9 protein-coding genes and 7 pseudogenes are annotated in these 20,868 nt (G+C 70.0%); 11 read left to right on the forward strand and 5 right to left on the reverse strand.

Annotation, left to right across the window (positions count from 1 at the left end):
* The first annotated feature begins 121 nt into the window (after nucleotides 1–121).
* From BW737_RS17150 to mnmA, 4 genes and pseudogenes are all read left to right on the forward strand, one after another.
* Nucleotides 122–250 (forward strand): hypothetical protein, encoded by a 129-nt coding sequence (locus BW737_RS17150; RefSeq protein ID WP_257210285.1) that lies wholly within the window; start codon nucleotides 122–124, stop codon nucleotides 248–250.
* Nucleotides 251–255: 5 nt separating this feature from the next.
* The gene (locus BW737_RS17155) at nucleotides 256–483 is read left to right on the forward strand and encodes an aminotransferase class V-fold PLP-dependent enzyme (RefSeq protein WP_257210288.1); all 228 of its coding nucleotides are present in this window, start codon (nucleotides 256–258) and stop codon (nucleotides 481–483) included.
* Between the two features lie 23 nt (nucleotides 484–506).
* Nucleotides 507–1,016 (forward strand): aminotransferase class V-fold PLP-dependent enzyme, encoded by a 510-nt coding sequence (locus tag BW737_RS17160; RefSeq protein ID WP_257210286.1) that lies wholly within the window; start codon nucleotides 507–509, stop codon nucleotides 1,014–1,016.
* Between the two features lie 129 nt (nucleotides 1,017–1,145).
* Nucleotides 1,146–2,260 (forward strand): annotated as a pseudogene (gene mnmA, locus BW737_RS00205) (tRNA 2-thiouridine(34) synthase MnmA).
* A gap of 33 nt (nucleotides 2,261–2,293) precedes the next feature.
* Here the strand turns inward: mnmA and BW737_RS00210 are convergent.
* From BW737_RS00210 to BW737_RS00230, 5 genes and pseudogenes are all read right to left on the reverse strand, one after another.
* Nucleotides 2,294–3,109: a hypothetical protein gene (locus tag BW737_RS00210; protein WP_086615853.1), complete on the reverse strand. Its 816-nt coding sequence runs from the start codon at nucleotides 3,107–3,109 to the stop codon at nucleotides 2,294–2,296.
* A complete protein-coding gene (locus BW737_RS00215; protein WP_086615852.1) occupies nucleotides 3,109–3,873 on the reverse strand; it encodes an ABC transporter ATP-binding protein in 765 nt (254 codons plus the stop codon). Before BW737_RS00215 ends, BW737_RS00210 begins: the two co-directional genes overlap by 1 nt.
* On the reverse strand, nucleotides 3,870–4,259 hold the full coding sequence (locus BW737_RS00220; protein ID WP_086615851.1) for a GntR family transcriptional regulator: 390 nt from the start codon (nucleotides 4,257–4,259) through the stop codon (nucleotides 3,870–3,872). The genes BW737_RS00215 and BW737_RS00220 overlap by 4 nt, the downstream gene beginning before the upstream one ends.
* Nucleotides 4,260–4,554: 295 nt before the next feature.
* Nucleotides 4,555–5,540: pseudogene (locus BW737_RS00225) on the reverse strand (electron transfer flavoprotein subunit alpha/FixB family protein).
* A 43-nt stretch (nucleotides 5,541–5,583) separates the two neighbouring features.
* Nucleotides 5,584–6,363, reverse strand: a complete 780-nt coding sequence (locus BW737_RS00230) for an electron transfer flavoprotein subunit beta/FixA family protein (RefSeq protein ID WP_086615854.1) — start codon at nucleotides 6,361–6,363, stop codon at nucleotides 5,584–5,586.
* A gap of 115 nt (nucleotides 6,364–6,478) precedes the next feature.
* Here BW737_RS00230 and glgX point away from each other — a divergent pair, with 115 nt between their 5' ends.
* The 7 genes and pseudogenes from glgX (at nucleotide 6,479) to BW737_RS00265 (ending at nucleotide 20,678) form a co-directional block, all read left to right on the forward strand.
* Entirely contained in the window at nucleotides 6,479–8,812 is a 2,334-nt protein-coding gene (gene glgX / locus BW737_RS00235; protein ID WP_086615850.1) for a glycogen debranching protein GlgX, read from the forward strand.
* Between the two features lie 288 nt (nucleotides 8,813–9,100).
* Nucleotides 9,101–10,195: pseudogene (trpS, locus tag BW737_RS00240) on the forward strand (tryptophan--tRNA ligase).
* An 83-nt stretch (nucleotides 10,196–10,278) separates the two neighbouring features.
* Nucleotides 10,279–12,365, forward strand: a pseudogene (locus BW737_RS00245) (alpha-1,4-glucan--maltose-1-phosphate maltosyltransferase).
* A 47-nt stretch (nucleotides 12,366–12,412) separates the two neighbouring features.
* A complete protein-coding gene (gene treS / locus BW737_RS00250) occupies nucleotides 12,413–14,146 on the forward strand; it encodes a maltose alpha-D-glucosyltransferase (RefSeq protein WP_420835685.1) in 1,734 nt (577 codons plus the stop codon).
* 76 nt (nucleotides 14,147–14,222) lie between these two features.
* A pseudogene (locus tag BW737_RS00255) lies at nucleotides 14,223–15,610 on the forward strand (1,4-alpha-glucan branching protein).
* A 111-nt stretch (nucleotides 15,611–15,721) separates the two neighbouring features.
* Nucleotides 15,722–17,971, forward strand: a pseudogene (glgB, locus tag BW737_RS00260) (1,4-alpha-glucan branching protein GlgB).
* A gap of 350 nt (nucleotides 17,972–18,321) precedes the next feature.
* A pseudogene (locus BW737_RS00265) lies at nucleotides 18,322–20,678 on the forward strand (glycogen/starch/alpha-glucan phosphorylase).
* The last annotated feature ends 190 nt before the right edge of the window (nucleotides 20,679–20,868 follow it).

A 20,868-nucleotide genomic window follows, 5' to 3' on the forward strand; every position in this document is an offset into this window, starting at 1 on the left:
AGGTGATCTTCACCGGTGGCGGCACGGAGGCCGACGCGCTGGCCGTGGCCGGGCGGGTGCTGGCGGCCGGCCGCGGGGTGGGCGCCCGCGGCTGATCACCTCGCCCATTGAGCACCCGGCGGTGCTGGATAGTGCGCGCACGGCGGCCGCGCAGCTGGGCGCCGAGCATGTGCAGCTGCCCGTGGACCGCACCGGGCGGGTAAGCACCGGCGCGCTCGAGCCGGCGATGGCGGGCGGAGCCGCCTGGTGAGCGTGATGGCGGCGAATAATGAGACCGGGGTGGTGCAGGATCTGGCCGGGATTGTGGCGGCGGTGCGCGCGGCGACCGGGGCCGACCGGCCGGGCGCGGACGGCTACGTGCCGGTGCACACCGATGCGGTGGCGGCAGTGGGCCGGGTGCCGCTGGACTTCCACGGCTGGGGGCTGGATGCGCTGTCGCTCAGCGGGCACAAGCTCGGTGCACCGGTCGGTGTCGGCGCCTGATTGCGCGGCGGGACTTCACGCTGGTGACGCCGACCGGGGGCGGGCGCCAGGAGCGGGGGCTGCGCTCGGGCACGCAGGACGTGGTCGGGGCGCGGGCGCTGGCGCTGGCCGTAGAGCTGGCCGCCTCCGAGCAGGCGGCGGAGGCGGCGCGGCTGGAGGCGCTGCGCACTCGCCTGCTGGCGGGGGCGAGGGCGCTGGCGGGCGTGCACGCGACCCTGCCCGACTCGGTGGCGCACCTGGCGGGCACGGCGCACCTGTGGGTGGAGGACGCCGATGCCGAGGCGCTGCTGATGGCCTTGGACATGGCGGGCATCGACGTGTCGGCCGGGTCGGCCTGCCATGCGGGGGTCTCGAGGCCGAGCCACGTCATGCTGGCGATGGGGTACCAAGAGGAAGCGGCGCGGGCGACGCTGCGCTGCTCCATGGGCCGGGAGACGCGCGCCGCGGATGTGGAGCGCCTGCTGGCGGCCCTGCCCGACGCCGTGCGCACCGCCCGCCGGGCCCAGCAGCGCCGCGGCACGCTGCGTGCGTGATGCAGCGGCACCGACCGGCACCATCCGCTCGCCCCGTGTCCAGCCCGACAGCTACCGCCGCTCCCCCGGCGGTAGGCTGCACCCGCCCAGTCGGGCGCTGAGAGAGCCGACGCGGAGGAAGGAGCACACGTGCGCGTGCTGGCAGCCATGTCCGGCGAGTCGACTCCGCCGTCGCCGCCGCGCGCGCCGTCGAGGCCGGCCACGAGGTGGTCGGCGTGCACATGGCGCTGACCCGCAACCGGGCCGCCACGCGCTCCGCGCCCGCGGCTGCTGCTCCATTGAGGACGCCGGTGACGCCCGCTGGGCGGCCGAGATCCTGGGCATCCCCTTCTACGTGTGGGACCTGTCCGAGGAGTTCGAGGAGCGGGTGGTTGCCGACTTCCTGTCCGAGTACCGCGCCGGCCGCACACCCAACCCGTGTGTGCGCTGCAATGAGCGGGTCAAGTTCGACGTGCTGCTGGAGCGCGGCCTGTCCCTGGCTTCGACGCCGTAGTCACCGGCCATTACGCCCGCCTGCGTGGCGGCGCCAGTGACGGCCACCCCGGTCAGGCCGGCAGCCTGGAACTGCACCGGGCCGCCGATGCAGCCAAGGACCAGTCCTATGTGCTGGCCGTCTCTGGGCGCGAGGGCCTGTCCCGCGCCCTATTCCCGCTCGGCGACGCCCCCTCCAAGGCGGCGGTGCGCGCGGAGGCCGAGCGCCGTGGCCTGCCGGTGGCGGATAAGCCAGACTCCTACGACATCTGCTTCGTCGCCGACGGCGACACCCGCGGCTTCCTGCAGCGCAGCCTCGGCGTCCAGGAGGGCAGCATCGTCTCGCCCGACGGCGAGGTGCTCGGCACCCACGGCGGCTACTTCGGCTTCACCGTCGGCCAGCGCAAGGGCCTGGGGCTGACGCGCCCCGCCGCCGACGGCCGCCCGCGCTACGTCATCCAGACGCGGCCTACCACCAATGAGGTCGTGGTCGGCCCCGCCGAGCTGCTGCAGCGCACTGTGGTCGACGGCAGCGACCTGGTGCTGCTGGACCAGCCCGACTCGCTTCCCGACGCGTCGGCTGGCAGGACGTGACCGTCCAGGTGCGCGCGCACGGCCGCCCGGTGCCCGCGGACGTGACCGTCGACGACGCCGCCGGCACGCTGCACGCCGTCCTGCGCCAGCCGCTGCGCGGGCTGGCCGCCGGCCAGAGCGTCGTCGTCTACGGCGGGGACGACGGCGACCGGGTGCTGGCCCAGGCTACGGTCGCCTGAGCCGAGCGCCCGGCCACATTGCGCCGGTTCGCTTCAGCGCAGGGAGGTGTGGCGCTCGATCGCGCGCACGCCCCACGCTCCGAGCACCACCGCCAGCAGTGGCCACACGGCGATGAATCCCAGCCCCAACACGGTCGGGTCACTGCCCGTGCGCACCGCCTCGATGAAGTCGGGCAGCATCCATGCGTTCACGACGTCCCCGGACGCGAGTTCAAGGGCGACCGGCACGGTCAGAAGCAGCAGCATCGAAAGGACCTGCGCCACCAGGTACAGCGCCACGAAGCCGATCACGGGCGCCCCGAAGCCGAGGTGGTTCCAGCGTCCCTGTGCCCCGATGCTCATTACCGCGGCCACGCACACGATCACGCAGGCGAGCTCCACAATCAGGTAGACGAAGAAGGCGACCACCCAGCCGATGCCGATGAGGTCCAGCAGTTGGCGCAGAGGCTGGAGTATCTCGCCTACGCTCAAACCCTGCGACGTCGCGGCCACCCAGGCGATGACCAGCAGACCCGCTATGGTGAAGCATCCCGCCACCAGGCCGGCCGCGAAGGCATACAGGGTCTTGGCGGCGTAAAGCACTCGCCCGCGCACCGGGATCGCCTGGGTCAGGTAGCCGCGCGAGCCGTACATGGACTGCCAGTACTCGACCGCGGTGTGGATGAGCACCACCGGTACAGCCAGGGCGAAGGCGACCACCGCGCCGAGCAGCGCGAAGGCCTCCACGATGGGTAGGTTCAGCGCCAGCAGCCCGACGAAGACGACTCCGAAGATGGTGAAGATGCCGAGCATCTTCAGGTGAATAGGAGCCAGGAAGCGAATCTCCTCATTCAGCAGGGTACGCAGCATCAGCGGTACTCCTTCCTAAACAGGGCGTCCAGGCTCATGCCATGAGCCGCACGCAGGTCATCGGCGTCGCCCGCCAGCAGCAGGCGTCCGTCCTTGAGGAAGACAACGGAGTCGACGATCGGCTCCACGTCGGCGATCAGGTGGGTGGAGATGACCATCAGCGCCTCGGGGTCGAAGTTGCGCAGAACGCCACTGAGGATCACGTCGCGCGCGGCCGGGTCCACCCCGGAGATGGGCTCGTCCAGCAGGTAGACGCGGGCGCGGCGGGCCATGATCAGGCTGACGCGCAGCTTCTCCCCCATGCCCTTGCTCATCTCCTTCAGGCTCCGGTCCTTGGGCAGGGCGAAGAACTCGACCAGCTCGCGGGCGCGGTCGGCGTCGAAGTCGGAAAAGAGCCGGGAGAACATGTCGATGGCCTGCTCGGCCTTGAGCTCCGAGGCCAGGAAGTCGGCGTCGGGGAGGAAGGCGACCAGCGCCTTGGACTCCGGCCCGGGAGCATGCCCGCCCACGCGCACCTGGCCGTCGTATTCGGCCAGCAGGCCTGCCAGGATCTTCAACAGAGTGGTCTTGCCCGAGCCGTTGGAGCCCATCAGCCCGATGATCCGACCCGCCGGCAGGTCCAGGCTGAGGTCCGCCAGCGCCGGCCGGCCGCGGTAGGCCTTGGTCAGGCCGGATACCGAAACCAGCGGTGCTTCGCCGTCGGAGATGGGGACAGAGGTGAACCGCGCCGCGGGCGACGGCGGCGCCGGTGAGTGCTGGGTCATGAGGATTCTCCTGTGTCTGCCGAGGATGGACGCATGTCCCAGCGCTCCTGCAGCAGCGCTGCGGCCTGAGGCAGATCCATGCCGACGGCGGTGAGGGCGGTGACGAAGGTGTCCGTGGCGCCGGTGGCGAGTTCCCGGCGGACGGCATCGACGACGGTGGTATCCGTGGTGACGAAGCGGCCGGCGGTCCGCTCGGTGCCGGTAAGCCCGGTGCGGTCGAGCTCGGCCAGGGCGCGTTGGACGGTGTTGGGGTTGACGCCGGACTGCATGGCCAGTTCGCGCACGCTGGGTATCCGGGTGCCGATCGGCCAGGCGCCGGTGACTATCCGCAGGCGGAAGTCGTCGACCAGTTGCAGCCAGATCGGCCGGGAGCCGTCAAGATCCACGAAGCCTCCCTCTGGTGGGTGGGCGGGTGTGCTCATGAGCGCAGCGGACAGGCGGCCGGAAGACCATCTGTATTACTGCACTAGTACAGTGACACATGCGGCGTGCAGAAGTCAACAGACTTCGTCCCGGCGCGCCGACCAGCCCCAGGCCCACCACGGGTTGCGCGGGAATGCACACACTCCGCCACATCAACCGATTTCGGCACGTAACTTCTACCGATCTCGGCGCATGAACGCGCCCCGCCCCGGGGTGAACCGGGACGGGGCGAACTGTCCAGGTGACAGCGAGTGGCGCTCAGCCGCGCAGGCGCTCCAACTCCTCAACCAGTTGGGGGACGACCTCGGCCACATCCCCGACCACGCCGTAGTCGGCCATCTCGAAGATAGGGGCCTCGGAGTCGTCGCAGACGGCGACGATCGTGCCGGCGCCTGGATGCCACTGGTGTGGTGCACGGCGCCGGATACGCCCAGCCCGATGTACAGGCGCGGAGCGATGGAGGCACCGGTCTGCCCCACCTGGGCGGAGCGCTCGATCCAGCCCTCGTCACAGGCAACACGAGTGGCGCCGATGGCGGCCTGAAGCGGATCGGCGAGCGAATGCACCAGGTCGAGGTCGCCATCGGTGCCGCGCCCCATCACCACGACGCGCTGCGCCTCCGACAGGTCGGGGCCCGCGGCGGCGTCGGCGAGCTCGCGGGAGACGACCTTGACGGCGGCCGCCTCGGCGGTCAGGGGCACATCGACGGCCTCGACGGGCAGCTCCTCGGCACCCGTGGCTGGCGGCACGGGCTCGGCCGCACTGGGGTGCACAGAGATGACCGGAGTGCTGTCCGCCTGCGCCGAAACCGTCATGGTGGTGGACCAGGTGCCGGACAGCACGAGCTTGGAGGCGTGCAGCTCCCCGCCGACCACCCGCAGGTCACCGACGTCGGAGGCGCAGGCCGAACCCAGCAGCACCGCCGCCCGGCCGGCGATCTCCTTGCCGCGGTAGTCACTGCCGACCAGGGCGACGGCGGGGCTCACCGACTTCACCGCGGCGACGACGGCATCGGCGGCGACCGCGGCCACGGTCTCGCGACCGCCCAGGTCGGCGGTAAGCAGGCGGGAGGCGCCGACGGCGGCCAGCGCCGCGATCGTGTCGGCGTCGACGTCGCCGACCACGAGCGCGACGACGTCGCCGGAGGTCAGTCCGCGGGCGATGGAGACCAGGCCGAGGGCGGCGCTGGTGGGGGCACCGCCGGGGGCGCGGTCGACCAGCACGAGGACGGGTGCATCGAGCATGTTGTCAGACATGGTTATCGTCGTTCCTTCCGGGCGTATCCGCTCACACGAGCTCGTTCTCGACCAGCCAGGCGGCCAGGTCGCGCCCGGCCTCGCCGGCGTCGGTGCGGATGATGCCGGCCTCACGTGCGGGCCGCTCGGTGAAGTCGATGACGGCGATGCTCGGCTCGCCGGCGGGCAGGCCGAGGTCGCCCAGATCCCAGACGTCCAGCGGCTTCTTGCGGGCGGCACGCATGGCGGCGAAGTTCGGGTAGCGCGGCTCGTTGGCCTGGTCGGTCACGGACACGAGCGCAGGCAGCGGGGCCGACAGCACCTCGCGCACGGTGCCGGTAGAACGGGTGATGGTCGCCTCGTCGGCGCTCACCTCCAGCGAGCCGGCCAGGGTCAGAGCGGGCACGTGCAGCGCGGCCGCGAGCGCGCCCGGGAGCATGGAGGTCATGGCGTCCAACGAGGCCATGCCAGTGATGACCAGGTCCACATCGCCCGGTCCGGCCTCGGCGCCGCCGATTCTCGACACGGCCGCGGCGAGCGTGCGGGCGGTGGTGGGTACGTCGGCCCCCACCAGCGCCTCATCACTGACGACAACGCCGGAGTCGGCCCCCATCTGCAGGGCGCGGCGCACACCATCCTCAGCGTCCTCGGGGCCCATGCACAGGGCGATGACCTCGCCACCCAGATCCTCGACCAGGGACACCGCGGCCTCGACGGCGTTCTCGTCGAGCTCGTTGAGGACGTCCTCCTCACCGCGGACCAGGCGCCCCTCCTCCAACCGACGCTCGGACTGCACATCAGGGACGTGCTTGATGCATACGACTATTTTCATGCGCACAAGATTGCCATATCGCGGCGCCCTCGCCGGTGAGCGCTCAGTCACCCTCACCTGGCCGCCGACGAAGTGGCATCAAGAGGCCGATTGCTTGACAATAGGACTCATGCCTATGTCCTCCACGCCAGAGCTGCAGCCCGCCGCCCGTGCCGACTCCGACGCCTCGGACCGCACTCGCTTGGGCGCCACGCTCACCGAGGACGGCGCCGACTTCGTAGTGGTGGCACCGCGCGCCGATGCGGTGGACCTGTGCCTGCTGGAGCTCGATTCCAACGGCGCCATTACCTCCGAACGGCGCATCGGCATGCACGGCCCCAACCGCGGCGCCTGGAGCGCACACGTCCCCGGGGTACGCGCCGGGCAGCGCTACGGCTATCGCGCCTACGGGCCGTGGAACCCGTCGGAGGGACTGCTGTTCAACCCCCGCAAACTGCTGCTCGACCCGTACGCCCGTGCCATCGAAGGCGCTCCACGCCTGGGCCCGGAGTTGTACGCGCACGCCGTCGACGCGGACCTGTCCCCCACCTATGTGCCCTTCCTCCCCTCCGAGCTGGACTCCGCCGGACACACCGCCCTCGGCGTGGTAACCGGCGCGCAGTTCCCCGTCGTCCCCGGCCCACGCGTGCCCGAGGAGCGCACCATCATCTACGAGACGCATGTCAAGGGCTTCACCCACTCCATGCCCGGCGTCCCCCCGGAGCTGCGCGGCACCTATGCGGGTCTGGCGCACCCGGCCGCCGTCGCCCACCTGCGCTCACTGGGCGTGACCACCATGGAGCTGCTGCCCGTGCACGCCGCCTTCTCCGAGGCCTTCCTGCTCCAGCGCGAGCGGACCAACTACTGGGGCTACTCCACCCTGTCCTACTTCGCGCCCGAGCCGTCCTATGCCACCCAGGCCGCCCGCGCGGCCGGCCCGCAGGCCGTCCTGGACGAGTTCCGCGGCATGGTCTCAATGCTGCACGAGGCCGGACTCGAGGTCATCATGGACGTGGTCTACAACCACACCTGCGAGTCGGGCATGGATGGGCCCGCGCTGTCGCTGCGGGGCCTGGACAACCTCGAGTACTACCTGCACGCCCCCTACCGGCCCGCCCAGTATGTGGACGTCACCGGCACCGGCAACACGGTGGACTTCCGCTCCACCCGGGCGGTGCAGCTGGTCCTGGACTCGCTGCGCTACTGGGCCGGCGACGTCGGCATCGACGGCTTCCGCTTCGACCTGGCGGTGACCCTGGGGCGGGATGCCTCCGAGTTCCAGTCGCGCCACCCGCTGCTGATCGGCATGGCCACCGACCCGGTACTGCAGAACACCAAACTGATCGCCGAGCCCTGGGACATCGGCCCGGGCGGCTGGCGCACCGGCGAGTTCCCGGCGCCCTTCCACGACTGGAATGACCGCTACCGCGGCACCGTGCGCTCCTTCTGGCTGCACGATGCGTCCGAGATGTCCAAGGGTCGACCCGGCAATGATCTGCGTGACCTGGCCACGCGTCTGAGCGGCAGCGCCGACATGTTCAGCTACGGCGAGTACCCGGGCGGGCGCGGGCCGCTGGCGTCGATCAACTTCGTCACCGCCCACGACGGCTTCACGCTGCGTGACCTGGTCAGCTACGACTACAAGCACAACCTGGCCAACGGTGAGGACAACCGCGACGGTACCGATGACAACCGCTCTTGGAACCACGGCTTCGAGGGTCCGCTGCCGGAGGGCATGGGCGGAGGCCCCATCGAAATCCTGCGCCGCCGCTCCTCCCGCAACGTGTTGGCCACGTTGCTGGTTTCCGCCGGCACGCCCATGCTGCTGGGTGGGGATGAGATGGGGCGCACCCAGGACGGCAACAACAACTCCTACTGTCAGGACTCGCCGATCTCCTGGTACGACTGGAACCTGACGACCTGGCAGCGGGACCTGATTGCCACCACGCACTTCTTGATCAACCTGCGCGCCCAGCACCCGGTGCTGCGCCCGACCGCCTTCGCCAGCGGCTCCACACCAGACGGGGACGCCCTGCCGGATCTGGCCTGGTTCCGCGCCAACGCCGACCCGATGGATGTGGCCGCCTGGCACGATCCCTGGACGCGGGTGGTGCAGATGCTCCGCTCGGGCACCCCCATGGACGACGACGACCTACTGCTGGTCATCAACGGTTCTCTCAGTCAGGAGGACGTCACGCTTCCCGCCGGGCATGGCACCGACTGGCACCTGATGTGGGACTCCACCTGGGCCGTGCCGCGCCCGCACACCTCGGCCTTCGCCCTCGCCCACCGGGTCAGTCGGGGTCCGGCGGCTCGCGCCCGTGCGCTCCACCCCGCGCGCGCCCGCGCCTCGCGTTCCGGCGCGACGGACTGTCGGCAGGACCGGCCCGGTGACACCACCACGCTGGACGCGCTGTCCCTGCGCATCTACCTGTCCGGGGAGATACTGATCGGCCTGCCCGAGGAGTAGGCGTACGGCCGCTTCCCCAGTACATCCGCCGTCCCGGCCGCGTTTTGTCCAGAATCGGCATAAACACCGCGTCCGGCGTCCCGCCCCACCGACGCAGCCGCATGATTCCAACGATCTCTTATGCGCCTCCGAGGGCGACAGAGCCGTTTCTGCCGATCTGGGACAGTTTGCGTGTGAGCAGCCCCCGGGCCACACGATTCCGGTCCGCTCGGCGTCGCCCCTTAGGATGTCCGCCATGACGCAGCACGAAGCGAACACCGGCAGCCCCTCCAGCAGCTCCCAGGGCCCCTGGACGCCGGTGAGATCCTGTCCCGCTCCACCGACGCGGCCTCACTGGCCCGCTCGGTGGCTCGCAGTGCTGAGATCGAGGCCGATCTGGACGTCAACCCCGGCCGCTACCGGATGCTCACGGGCGTGCGTCCCACCGGCAACATGCACCTGGGCCATTACTTCGGCACCATGCACTCCTGGAAGGGAATCCAGGATAGGGGCGTGGACACCTGGATCCTTGTGGCCGACTACCAAGTGATCACCGACCGCGACGGGGTGGGCCCGATCCGCGAGCGCGTGCTGTCGCTGGTGGCAGACACACTCGCCGTCGGGGTGGACCCGCAGCGCTCAACGATCTTCACCCACTCGGCCGTTCCGGCCGCAAACCAGCTGATGCTGCCGTTCCTTTCCCTGGTCACCGAGTCCGAGCTGCATCGCAACCCCACGGTCAAGGCCGAGCTGGAGGCCACCGCCGGACGCGCCATGACCGGCCTGATGCTCACCTACCGGTGCACCAGGCCGCCGACATCCTGTTCTGCCAGGCCAACCTGGTGCCGGTGGGCAAGGACCAGCTGCCGCATCTAGAGCAGGCCCGGCTGATCGCCCAGCGCTTCGACAAGCGCTACGGGCGCGCGGTCAAGGAGCATCCGGTCTTCCGCCGTCCGGAGGCACTGCTGTCCCAGGCGCCGCTGCTGCTGGGCCTGGACGGGGAGAAGATGAGCAAGTCGCGCCACAACACCATCGAGCTGCGCATGAGTGCGGATGAGACCGCAAGCGCTCAAGAAGGCCAAGACCGACTCCGACCGGCACATCACCTACGACCCCGAGGGTCGCCCGGAGGTGGCCAACCTGCTCACCCTCGCCTCCCTGTGCGGAGCCGGGGACCCGCAATCGCTGGCCGAGCAGATCGGCGACGGCGGCGCCGGCACGCTCAAGCGGATCACCACCGAGGCGGTCAACGAGTTCTTCGCTCCCATTCGCGCCCGCCGCACTGAACTGGCGCGCAATGAGGACTACCTGCTCCAGGTCCTGGCGGAGGGCAACGGCAGGGCTAACGAAGTCGCCGAGCAGACCCTCGACGCGGTGCGCGCGGCCATGCACATGAACTACTGAGGCAGTGTTGGGGACGCGACGCGGTCACGCACGCGCGCGCGGACAGGTACGCTTGCGCTGTGACCCCTAACACGACGCCGCGCATGGCGAAGACGAAGCCCACCAGCCACGTAGCTCCCGCCGCCCCGGCGCAGCCCGCGCCCCCACAGGTCCCGCTGCCGGCCCCATACGCCCCGGTGGGGCGCATCCCGGTCACCGAGGTCTTCCCCGTCGTGGAGGACGGGCGCTGGCCGGCCAAGGCGGTGCCGGACGAGGTCTTCCCGATCCGCGCCACCGTGTTCCGGGAGGGGCACGACCGCTTCGGGGCAACCGCCGTCCTGGTCCGTCCCGACGGCAGCGACGGCCCGTCCGCCCGCATGTACGAGGTCGGGATCGGCCTGGACCGCTATGAGGCGCGCCTGGCCGCGGACGCCCCGGGCGATTGGGGCATTCGCGTGGAGGGCTGGTCGGACCCCTATGGCACTTGGGCGCACGACGCCGGGGTGAAGGTGCCCGCCGGCGTCGACGTCGCCCTCATGCTGGAGGAGGGCGCCCGTGTAATGGAGCGGGCGGCCGCCGTCCCGGGCCGCGATGCGGCCGACGTCGAGGTGCTGCACGCCGCCGCCGCCGCCCTGCGCGACGAGTCCGCATCCCCCGCAGACCGCCTGGCCGCGGGCCTGGCGGGGGAAGTGATGGCGGCCTTGGACCGGCTGCCGCTGCGTGACCATGTCTCCCCGTCGGCCACCTACCCGCTGCAGGTGGACCGCCGTCGTGCCCTGGCCGGCTCCTGGTACGAGATCTTCCCCCGCTCCCTGGGCGCGCACCGTGACGAACAGGGAAACTGGCACAGCGGCACCCTGCGGACGGCCGCCCAACGGCTGGACCGGATCGCGGCCATGGGCTTCGACGTGCTGTATCTGACCCCGATCTCCCCCATCGGCACCACCAACCGCAAGGGCCGCAACAACACGCTGGACGCCCGCCCCGACGACCCGGGCTCCCCGTACGGCATCGGCTCGCCCGACGGCGGGCACGACGCCATCCACCCGGAGCTGGGCACCTTCGAGGACTTCGACGCCCTGGTGGCGCGCGCCCACGAACTCGGCATGGAGGTCGCCCTCGACCTGGCCCTGCAGTGCTCGCCCGACCACCCCTGGGTGACCGAGCACCCCGAGTGGTTCACCGTGCTGGCCGACGGCTCCATCGCCTACGCCGAGAACCCGCCCAAGAAGTACCAGGACATCTACCCCCTCAACTTCGACAACGACCCGGAGGCATCTACCAGGCGATCCTGCAGGTGGTGCGCACCTGGATGAGTCACGGGGTGACCATCTTCCGGGTGGACAACCCGCACACCAAGCCGCTGCCCTTCTGGCAGCGGCTGATCCGGCAGGTGCGCGAGGACAACCCCGAGGTGCTGTTCCTGGCGGAGGCCTTCACCCGCCCCGCCATGATGCGCACCCTGGCGAAGATCGGCTTCCACCAGAGCTACACCTACTTCGCCTGGCGCAACACCAAGCAGGAGCTGACCGAATACCTGGTGGAGTTGTCCCAGGAGACCGCGCACATCCTGCGCCCCACCTTCTGGCCGACCACGCATGACATCCTCACCCCCTTCATGACCAACGGGAAGGTGCCCGCCTTCAAGCTGCGGGCCGTGCTGGCCGCCACCATGTCGCCCAACTGGGGCATCTACTCCGGCTACGAGCTTGCCGAATCGGTGCCACGTCCCGGCTTCGAGGAACAGATCGACAACGAGAAGTACGAGTTCAAGCAGCGGGACTTCGGCGCCGCCCGCGTCAATGGCATCGAGGACCTACTCACTCGCCTGAACGCCGCCCGCCACGCCCACCCGGCGCTGCAGCAGCTGCGCGACGTCTGGTTCCACGGCACCAGCGACGACAGTCTGATCGCCTACTCCAAGCGGGTGGACGCCGCCCACTCCGCCACCGGCAAAGACGACGTGGTGCTCACCATCGTCAACCTGGACCCCTACGGCGCCCGCGAGGGCGAGATCTACCTGAACCTGGAGCAGCTAGGTCTGCCCGGCTGGGTGGACGGCTCCCGGCCGGTGCTGCGCGTCACCGACGAGCTCACCGGGGACACCTACGAGTGGTCCGGGCAGAACTACGTGCGACTGGACCCCTTCGCGGGCCGCGTCGCCCACGTCTTCTCCGTCGAACCCCTGTGACGGCCACCCCCTCCGCCACTGAGTTGCCGACAAGTCAAAGGAGCCCCGTGACCGTCCCCGGTGTTCCCGACCTCCCCGCGCAGCCACGGCCGGGCCTCAGCCCCGACCCGGACTGGTTCCGCACCGCGGTGTTCTACGAGGCGCTGCTGCGCTCCTTCGCGGACTCCGACGCCGACGGCGTCGGCGACTTCCGTGGCCTGGCCTCCAGGCTGGACTACCTGGCCTGGCTGGGCGTGGATGCGATCTGGATCCCGCCCTTCTACCCCTCGCCGATGCGCGACGGCGGCTACGACATCGCCGACTACACCGGCGTCGACCCCCGCTACGGGACCATGGAGGACTTCCACGCCCTGGTGGCGGCCGCCCACGAGCGGGGCATCCGCGTGGTGATCGACATGGTGCTCAACCACACCTCCGATACCCACCCCTGGTTCCAGGCCTCCCGCCGCGACCCGGACGGCCCCTACGGGAACTTCTACGTGTGGGCCGACGACGACTCCGGCTACGCCGATGCCCGCATCATCTTCGTGGACACCGAGCGCTCCAACTGGACCTACGACGAGGTGCGCGGCCAGTACTTCTGGCACCGCTTCTTCTCCCACCAGCCGGATCTGAACTACGCCAACCCGGCCGTGGTGGAGGCGGTGCACGAGGTGGTGCGGTTCTGGGCTCGCACCGGGGTGGACGGGTTCCGCCTGGACGCCATCCCCTACCTGGTGGAGCAGGAGGGCACCAACTGCGAGAACCTGCCCGGCACCCACCGCCTGATCGCCGGGCTGCGCCACATGCTCGACCGCGAGTTCCCCGGCACCATCACCATCGCGGAGGCCAATCAGTGGCCGGCGGACGTGGTGGCCTACTTCGGCAGCCCGCAGGCCCCGGAGTGCAACATGTGCTTCCACTTCCCCGTCATGCCGCGTATCTTCTCCGCGCTGCGGCAGGGCACGGCCACCGCGATCCGCGACGTGCTGGCGGCCACCCCGCCGATCCCGGCGCATGGCCAGTGGGGGACCTTCCTGCGCAATCACGACGAGTTGACGCTGGAGATGGTCACCGACGCCGAGCGCGAGCGCATGTACCACTGGTATGCGCCGCAGGAGCGCATGCGCGCCAATGTGGGTATACGCCGGCGCCTGGCACCACTGCTGGCAGACTCGCGCGCCGAGCTCGAACTGGCCCACGCGCTGCTACTGTCCCTGCCCGGCTCGCCCTGCCTGTACTACGGCGATGAGATCGCCATGGGCGAGAACATCTGGCTGCCCGATCGCGACGCCGTGCGCACCCCCATGCAGTGGGACCACTCGGCGAATATGGGGTTCTCCGCCTGCGCGGACCCCGCCGCGCTCACCCTGCCGCTGATAGACGCCGCGGGGTACGCCGACCGCTGCGTGGCCGATGCGTTGGCCGATCCCGGCTCGCTGCTGCACTTCCTGCGGCACCTGCTGCGGGTGCGGCGCAAGCACCCGGTGCTGGGGCACGGGGACTTCCGTCTGCGCGAGGCATCCGATCCCACCGTCCTAGCACACACCCGCACCGAGGTCCCCGCAGCCGGCGGGGCAGGAGGCGAAACGCTGCTGTGCCTGGCGAACCTGGCCGACCGCCCCGTCGAGGTGGGAGTGGAGTTGCCCGAGCTGGCCGGACGAGCCACCCGCACCGTGCTGGCGACAGACCCGGACACCGCCCCGCCCGCCGTCGACACCCGGGGGAAGCTGATGGCCGCGTTGCCCGGACGCGGCTACTGGTGGCTGGCCGTCGCCCCGAACCGTAAGGAGGACCGATGAGCAACCCGCTGACTACAGGGCCATCTGCCCGGCCTGGCCCGACGAGTCCGCCCTGCTGGCGGCGCTGGCGGACTGGATGGGGCAGCGCCGGTGGTACCCGCTCAAGGGCCAGCCCGCCCGCGGGCCACTGCGTGTCGCGGGCAGCTGGGAGCTGGCCGACGGCGTACGCGACCTGCTGCTCGCCGTGCCCCGCGGCGAGGGGGCGCCGGTGCTGGTGCATGTGCCGCTGGTGCTTGAGCCCGCCGCCGCACTGGAAGGCTTCTCCACCGCCGGGGAGACGGCCGGCAACGAGGGCTTTGTGATGCCCGGGGCCGACGGCGTGCCGGTCGCGCTGGTCGACGGCGCCCATCACCCACGCTTCTGGCGCGCTGGGCAGACTCGGCCCTTGCGGCCGGAACGACGCTCGGCGAGACCGGGGCGCAGGCGATCGCCGAGCGCGCAGAGCGGCTGCGGGTGACCACCGGGGAGCAGTCCAACACCTCGGTGGTCATGCCCGCCCCCGGTGATGCTCCGGCGGCGGGGGACGCCGACGCCGCCACCGGCGACCTGATCGTGAAGCTGTTCCGGGTGCTCGCGCCCGGCCGCAACCCGGACGTGGAGGTGTCCGTGGCGCTGGCCCGCGACGGCTGGGACCGGGTGCGCACCCCGGTGGCGTGGACGACCCTGACCTGGACCGGCCCGGACGACGCCGAGCACACCGCGGATGCGGGGGTGGCCTGCACCTTCGTGCCCCGCGCGGACGATGGCTTCGAGCTGTTCTGCGCGTTCGCCGCCGACGACGATTCCGACGGTCCGCAGCGCCAGCGGGCCCTGGCCCTGGCGCGGGATCTGGGCGACACCACCGCCCAGATGCACGCCCACCTGGCCTGTGCCCTGGGCACCGCCGCACCGCCCGCACCCCCCGAGTTGGCGGCGGCGCTGCGCGAGCGGGCCCGCTGGGCGATGGACGAGGTGCCCGAGCTGGAAAGCCAGCTGCCGAACCTGCGCGCACGCGTGGAAACGGTGCTGTCCGAGCTGGCGGCACTGGACCGGCTGGAGCCGGCCACCCGCGTGCACGGCGACTATCACCTGGGTCAGGTGCTGCACGCCGTCGAGCAGGACCGCTGGTACGTCCTGGACTTCGAGGGCGAGCCGCTGCGCCCGCTGGCCGAGCGCAGTCGCCCCGACCAGCCCCTGCGGGATGTGGCGGGCATGCTGCGCTCCTTCGACTACGCGGCCGAGGTCGGCCACGCCACCCACCCCGACTGGTTGGGGGCAGTGCGCGGCGCCTTCCTGGACGGCTACTGGTCCGCCGCCCCGACGTCGGTCCCCGCTCAGGCCGCGCGGCCCGGGCGCCGGCAGACCACCTTGCTCAACGCCCTCGAGCTCGACAAGGCCCTGTACGAGGCGGTCTATGAGGCGCGCAACCGCCCCGACTGGGTCGCCATCCCGTTGCACGGCATCGAGATGATCCTGACCATCTGACCAATCGTGTCTCATGCCGCCAAGCCGGCGGCGTGAGACAGATCCATCCACGCCGGGTTGCACCGGTATAAAGTCCCCCCTCAGCCGGTCACCGCATGGGAGAGTGAGAACATGACCGACGTCACCAGCCCCGAGCCCGCCCCCGAATCCAACGACGCCCCGCCGCCGCAGGCACGGGCCCCGCGCCCGTCGCGGTGGACCCCTGGGTCCTCGCGGACGTCGCCTACGGCCGCTACCACAACCCGCATGAGGTGCTCGGCGCCCATGTAGGCGCCGGCGGCGTAACCATCCGCACCGTGCGTCACCTCGCAGACGCCGTCGTCGTGGTCACCCCGGAGGTTCCTTCCCGGCCCGCCACGAACAGGACGGCGTGTGGGTCACCGTCGTCCCCGGGGACACCATCCCGGACTACCGCATTGAGGTGACCTACGGGGAGGAGACCATCACCGTCGATGACCCGTACCGGTTCCTGCCGACCCTGGGTGAGATGGACACCTACCTCATCTCCGAGGGCCGCCACGAGGAGCTGTGGGAGGTGCTGGGTGCGCATCTGAAGCACTACTCCGGCACCATGGGAGACGTCGACGGCGTCGCCTTCGCCGTATGGGCGCCCAACGCCCGGGCCGTGCGCGTGGTAGGCGACTTCAACTACTGGGACGGCACCGCCTCCGCCATGCGCTCCCTGGGCGCCTCCGGCGTGTGGGAGCTGTTCATCCCCGGCGTGGGCGTGGGCGCCCGCTACAAGTTCGAGCTGTGCTTCCAGGACGGCTCCTGGCACCAGAAGGCCGACCCCATGGCCCGCGCCACCGAGGTTCCGCCCGCCACCGCCTCCGTGGTCACCGACCGCTTCCACGAATGGGGCGACGAGGACTGGATGTCCCGCCGCGCCGTCACCGACCCGCACTCCGGGCCGATGAGCGTCTACGAGGTGCACATCGGCTCCTGGCGGCAGGGCCTGGGCTACCGGGGCCTGGCAGACGAGCTGGTCCCCTACGTCAAGGACGCCGGCTTCACCCACGTGGAGTTCATGCCCGTGGCCGAGCACCCCTTCGGCGGCTCCTGGGGCTACCAGGTCTCCGGTTACTACGCCCCCACCGCGAGATTCGGCACTCCGGATGACTTCCGCTACCTGGTGGACCAACTCCACCAGGCCGGCATCGGCGTCATCCTGGACTGGGTGCCCGCCCACTTCCCCAAGGACGAGTGGGCGCTGGCACGTTTCGACGGCACCGCCCTGTACGAGGACCCGGACCCGCAGCGCGGCGAGCATCCCGACTGGGGCACCTACGTGTTCAACTTCGGCCGCAACGAGGTGCGCAACTTCCTGGTGGCCAACGCCCTGTACTGGCTGGGTGAGTTCCACATCGACGGGCTGCGCGTAGACGCCGTCGCCTCGATGCTCTACCTGGACTACTCCCGCGAGGAGGGCCAGTGGCACCCCAACCAGTTCGGCGGCCGGGAAAACCTGGAGGCGATCAGCTTCCTGCAGGAGGCCACCGCCACCGCCTATCGGAAGAACCCCGGCACGGTCATGATCGCCGAAGAGTCCACCGCCTGGCCCGGCGTCACCGCCCCCACCGAGTACGGCGGCCTGGGCTTCGGCCTGAAGTGGAACATGGGGTGGATGAACGACACCCTGCGCTACCTGGCCGAGGAGCCCATCAACCGCCGCTACCACCACGGGGAGCTGACCTTCTCCCTGGTGTACGCCTTCTCCGAGCAGTTCATCCTGCCGCTGAGCCACGACGAGGTCGTGCACGGCAAGGGCTCGCTGCTGTCCAAGATGCCGGGCGACGCCTGGCAGGAGCTGGCGGGTCTGCGCGCCCTGTACGCCTACCAGTGGTCCCACCCCGGCAAGCAGTTGCTGTTCATGGGGCAGGAATTCGGGCAGGGTGCCGAGTGGAACTCGGACAACTCCCTGGACTGGTGGATCCTGGACGACCCGGGCCACACCGGCCTGCTGCGGCTGGTCAGCGACCTGAACGCCTTCTACAAGGCCTCCCCCGCCCTGTGGGCCGATGACTTCTCGCATCGGGGCTTTGAGTGGATCGAGGCGGGCGACGGCGACCACAACGTGCTGTCCTACCTGCGCAAGGGCACCGGGCCGGACGGGCGTTCGGACCTGGTGGCGGTGATCGTCAACTTCGCCGGCACCCCGCACGAGGCTACCGAGTGGGCCTGCCCTTCGCCGGCGGCTGGGACGAGGTCATCAACACCGATGCCCCCGAGTACGGCGGTTCCGGCGTGGGCAACCTCGGCCACGTCGAGGCCGAGGAGCTGCCCTGGAACGGCCGCCCCGCCTCGGTGCGGCTGCGGGTCCCCCCGATGGGCGCCATCTTCCTGCGCCCGTCGCGTGACTGAGTAGCAGGACCGGCAGCCGACCGGTTGTCCTCGAAGGGCGTCGGGGCCGTCGCATCTCGCGGCGGCCCCGACGCCCGTTCCTGTACGCTCGGCGCGTCTCACACCTCCGCCGGGTGCGGACTTTCGGCCCTGTTTGCGCAGTTCAGCGGCGTTTACGGCGCAGACGCGTCCGCGGCCACAGCACTGTGAGCAACAAAGCGGCCCTGAAATGTAACGGAGACGGGTATGGTCCCGGTGCATGCATGCGTGCGGTCCCCGCCCCAGATAGCGAACCAACGCAATGTACACTCTTTCAGCCGTTGCAGGGCATCTTGCAACGGCGGTCTCCGTAGTCTGACAAGGGAAGAAGAATGACGCAGAACCTGGTCCAGACCGTGCCCTCCCAGGTCCGGTCCGCCTCCGGCCGTCCGGCCGAGGCCTCCACCACCATGGAGGTCTGGCAGGGCCTGTCCGCCGCCGTCGTCGACGCCATCGCGGACGACTGGCACGCCACCGAACAGAAGTACCGTGCCGGCAGGATGGAGCACTACTTCTCCGCCGAGTTCCTCGAGGGACGCGCCCTGCTGAACAACCTGACCAACCTGGGCCTGGTCGAGGAGGCAACCGAAGCCGTCAACGCCTTCGGGCAGAACCTCACCGACGTGCTCGAGCAGGAGCCCGACGCCGCCCTGGGTAACGGTGGGCTCGGCCGCCTTGCCGCCTGCTTCCTGGACTCCTGCGCCACCCTGGACCTGCCCGTGGCCGGCTACGGCATCCTGTACCGCTATGGGCTGTTCAAGCAGCTGTTCGAGGACGGTTTCCAGACCGAGCACCCGGACCCGTGGATGGAGGAGGGCTACCCCTTCGTCATCCGCCGCGAGGAGGCGCAGCGCATCGTCCGCTACAACGACCTCACCGTGCGCGCCGTCCCCCACGACATGCCGATCACCGGTTACGGCACCAAGAACGTAGTCACGCTGCGACTGTGGCGGGCCGAGCCCATGGAGGAGTTCGACTACGACGCCTTCAACTCCCAGCGCTTCACGGACGCCATCGTCGAGCGCGAGCGCACGGCGGACATCTCCCGCGTGCTCTACCCCAATGACACCACCTATGAGGGCAAGGTACTGCGGGTGCGTCAGCAGTACTTCTTCTGCTCGGCCTCCCTGCAGGAGATCGTGGACAACTACGTCGCCCACCACGGTGAGGACCTGAGCCACTTCGCCGACTTCAACTCCGTCCAGCTCAACGACACCCACCCGGTGCTCGCCATCCCCGAGCTGATGCGTCTGCTCATGGACGAGCACCACCTGGGCTGGGACCAGGCCTGGGGCATCGTCACCAAGACCTTCGCCTACACCAACCACACGGTGCTGGCCGAGGCCCTGGAGACCTGGGAGATGTCCATCTTCGACCGGCTGTTCCCGCGTATCGCCGAGATCGTCCGCGAGATCGACCGCCGCTTCCGCCAGGACATGGCGGAGCGCGGCCTGGACCAGGCGCGCATCGACTACATGGCCCCCCTGGCCGGCGACAAGGTCCGCATGGCCTGGATCGCCTGCTACGCGTCCTACTCCATCAACGGAGTGGCCGCCCTGCACACCGAGATCATCAAGCGTGACACCCTCAAGGAGTGGCACGACGTCTGGCCCGAGCGGTTCAACAACAAGACCAACGGCGTCACCCCGCGCCGCTGGCTGCGCCAGTGCAACCCGCGCCTGTCCGCACTGCTGGACGAGGTCACCGGCTCCGACGCCTGGGTCAAGGACCTGTCGCTGCTCGCCGCTCACACCGACGCCGCCGATGACGCGCTGCTGGACCGCCTGGCCGAGATCAAGCACGCCAACAAGGTGGACTTCGCCGCCTGGGTGGCTGAGCGCGAGGGCGTAGAGATCGACCCCGACGCCATTTTCGACGTCCAGATCAAGCGCCTGCACGAGTACAAGCGTCAGCTGCTCAACGCGATCTACATCTTGGACCTGTACTTCCGCATGAAGGAGGACCCGTCGCTGCAGGTACCGCCGCGCGTGTTCATCTTCGGGGCGAAGGCGGCTCCCGGCTATATCCGCGCCAAGGGCATTATCAAGCTGATAAATGCCATCGCGGAGCTGGTCAACAACGACCCTGTGGTCTCTAAGACCCTGAAGGTCGTGTTCATCCACAACTACAACGTCTCCCCCGCCGAGCACATCATCCCGGCTGCCGACGTCTCCGAGCAGATCTCCATGGCCGGCAAGGAGGCATCCGGGACCTCCAACATGAAGTTCATGATGAACGGCGCCCTGACCCTGGGCACGCTCGACGGCGCTAACGTGGAGATCCTAGACGCTGTGGGGGATGAGAACGCTACATCTTCGGCGCCACCGAGGATGAGCTGCCCGCTCTGCGGGCCTCCTACGACCCGCACGCCACTTACGAGACCGTCCCCGGGCTCAAGCGGGTGCTGGACGCCTTCACCGACGGCACCCTGGACGACAACGGCTCCGGCTGGTTCGCGGACCTGCGCCGCAGTCTGCTGGAGGGCGGCGACGCCGACGTTTACTACGTGCTCGGCGACTTCGCCGCTTACCGGGAGGCCAAGGACGCCATGGCCGCGGACTACGCCGACCAGCGCGCCTGGCAGCGCAAGGCCTGGGTGAACATTACCCGCTCCGGCCGCTTCTCCTCCGACCGCACCATCAGCGACTACGCCCAGGTGTGGGGCATCGAGCCGCAGCCGATCGCCTGACGACCGGGCTAGTAGCGCAGCCCAGACCACGGCGCCCGTCCCCACACAGGGGGCGGGCGCCGGCATTCTCTGCTTTCAGGCGATGCTCGGGGTGGAGAAGGCGGCCAGATAGTCGGCCGCGAAGGCGTTCACCGCCGATTCCACCTGGGGCAGGGCCAGCATGGCGTCCAGCACGTCCGCCCCGATGGTG

Source organism: Actinomyces ruminis, assembly GCF_002154335.2.
Classification (GTDB): domain Bacteria; phylum Actinomycetota; class Actinomycetes; order Actinomycetales; family Actinomycetaceae; genus Actinomyces; species Actinomyces ruminis.